This is a genomic window from Mycobacteroides franklinii, assembly GCF_002013895.1.
In the GTDB taxonomy this organism is placed as follows: domain Bacteria; phylum Actinomycetota; class Actinomycetes; order Mycobacteriales; family Mycobacteriaceae; genus Mycobacterium; species Mycobacterium franklinii.
Window position 1 is genome coordinate 1 of sequence record NZ_MAFQ01000025.1, and the last position, 1,769, is coordinate 1,769.

The following is a 1,769-nucleotide window of genomic DNA, read 5'->3' on the forward strand; positions in this document are numbered from 1 at the left end:
GGGGCGGACCTGTTGCTCTCCGTCACCGGCCTGCCGTCGGGTCACGCAATCCTCAAGCCCACACCTGACGGATGGGAACTGCGAGTCGGATGCTGGTCGGGCACTGTGCCGAAGTTTGTTTCGATGATCGCCGGCACTGACTGGCCGGAATCAACTGGCGAAGAACAGGATCGCCGCCGCCCTGGCCTCCAAGCGTTGGTGGTCATGTGCGAGAGCCATATCGCGCGGCACCCCAACCTGATTGCCGATCTGGCTAAGAAGTGGAATACGCCTGCTGCCGCGGCGGTCAACGCCGTTACTGGTGAAGTGACGGTGCAGGCATGAGCTACTACAACAGGATCACCGTGGCCCTGGCCGCTATCGCTGCACTCGCTGCAATGCTGCTGGCATCACCCAACTCGCACGCCGAGCCTGGCGTCAAGTGCGAGACCGTGCTCTGGGGGTTCCTCGGCGGCCAGCGCCGCACTATCTGTGATACGCCGAAGCGAGCTAACGGCGAGTGGATGCGTGAGCGAACCGTTTGGACACCAAAGTATTACGTGCCATTCCGCTGCACCTACGGCACGTATTCGAGCACGTGCTACGGCGGGTATTGGGTAGATCAGTCGGTGCAGACACAAGAGGTGTATCCGGTCAACGACGGGAACGTGCTGCCTGATGAGCCAGGCAACCTGACGTCGGCGGGGGTGACCGCGTGACCACCGACGCGACGCCGAATGTGTTGCAACTCAACAAGGTTGTCGACAAGACGAGCGCTGTAATGGATGAGCTCGCCGCGACCGCCGAGGCTGACGGGTTTGATCTGGGGCCCGACACCGATGGCATAGAGGTTGCGCTCATCAAGTTCTTCACCGATCCAGAGAGCCGCGACGAGTCCAGCGCAGTGATTCGCGCGACGGGGGCGGGCTGGTGACGACTCACTATCTCAAGATCGAAAGCCATTGGTACAGACTACTTCTGGACGGAATCAAGACCCACGAGGTGCGTCTCGCCGATCGCGATTACCAGAAGGGTGACCACATCCGGTTCGAGGTCGGACCGTCCGAGACCCCCAGGTATGGCGTCTGGACCATCACCCACGTCATGTATCAGGCCCCTTGGGTGGCCGATGGTTACGTGATCCTCTCGCTGGAACACCCCAACAAGTCCAATCGCGAGCGCGAGTACGAGGTGCGGCGACGTGACAACGAGCGCCTACGTCGATCTAATGCCGCACTGCGCGGGGTGATTACGCGTCTGCGCAACCAGATCAGTATGCGTGAGTACCGAGGGGAGGTGCTTCGGTGACGATCAACATCCCCGAGGGCTACGAGATTGAGTACCTCATCCGCAAGCCAGACAGAACGCTGGTACTCAGCGCGAAAGACCGGCCTGCGTGCTGGAGCGACCGGTCTGAATGCGAGCAGGCGCTCAAGCATTTGGCCGAGCACGCCGAAGCCCTCGGCATCACCGACTATCTGGCGACCGTAGAGGCGCGCCTGTGCTCTCCGGTGTTCGCGCTCGATGCCCCGCTCACTGGGTTCATCGACGAGCTGGAGAGCTGGCGCAAATCAGCTGGGGGGCAAGGGTGAACATCCGCTATTGCCCGGTCTGCTGGCAGCGGGTGGTGCGCAATAGGGCTCAAGACGTGATCTGGCCGCACCAGGACAGCATCGGCGCGGATGAGTGCCCGGCGTCGAATCACCCGTACCGGATCGCGCTCAAGGTCGCAGTACCGGCGCGAGTCACCTTGCGCCAAGCCGTATCCGAAGCGCATCACCTACTGGAGG

The 1,769-nt window shown here is 62.0% G+C and carries 5 protein-coding genes and 1 pseudogene; all 6 read left to right on the plus strand.

Going from position 1 to position 1,769, the window contains the following annotated elements; translation table 11 throughout:
- Nucleotides 1-324 (plus strand): annotated as a pseudogene (locus B4393_RS26440) (hypothetical protein); the annotation flags it as partial.
- Nucleotides 321-698: a CDGP domain-containing protein gene (locus B4393_RS28240; protein WP_078336660.1), complete on the plus strand. Its 378-nt coding sequence runs from the start codon at nucleotides 321-323 to the stop codon at nucleotides 696-698. The pseudogene B4393_RS26440 and the gene B4393_RS28240, both read left to right, overlap by 4 nt.
- Nucleotides 695-913: a hypothetical protein gene (locus B4393_RS26450; RefSeq protein ID WP_078336661.1), complete on the plus strand. Its 219-nt coding sequence runs from the start codon at nucleotides 695-697 to the stop codon at nucleotides 911-913. The genes B4393_RS28240 and B4393_RS26450 overlap by 4 nt, the downstream gene beginning before the upstream one ends.
- On the plus strand, nucleotides 910-1,287 hold the full coding sequence (locus tag B4393_RS26455; protein ID WP_078336662.1) for a DUF3850 domain-containing protein: 378 nt from the start codon (nucleotides 910-912) through the stop codon (nucleotides 1,285-1,287). The genes B4393_RS26450 and B4393_RS26455 overlap by 4 nt, the downstream gene beginning before the upstream one ends.
- A complete protein-coding gene (locus B4393_RS26460) occupies nucleotides 1,284-1,571 on the plus strand; it encodes a hypothetical protein (protein ID WP_078336663.1) in 288 nt (95 codons plus the stop codon). Before B4393_RS26455 ends, B4393_RS26460 begins: the two co-directional genes overlap by 4 nt.
- Nucleotides 1,568-1,769, plus strand: a 202-nt coding sequence (locus B4393_RS27995) for a hypothetical protein (protein ID WP_208863579.1), incomplete at its 3' end; no start/stop codon positions are given. The genes B4393_RS26460 and B4393_RS27995, both read left to right, overlap by 4 nt.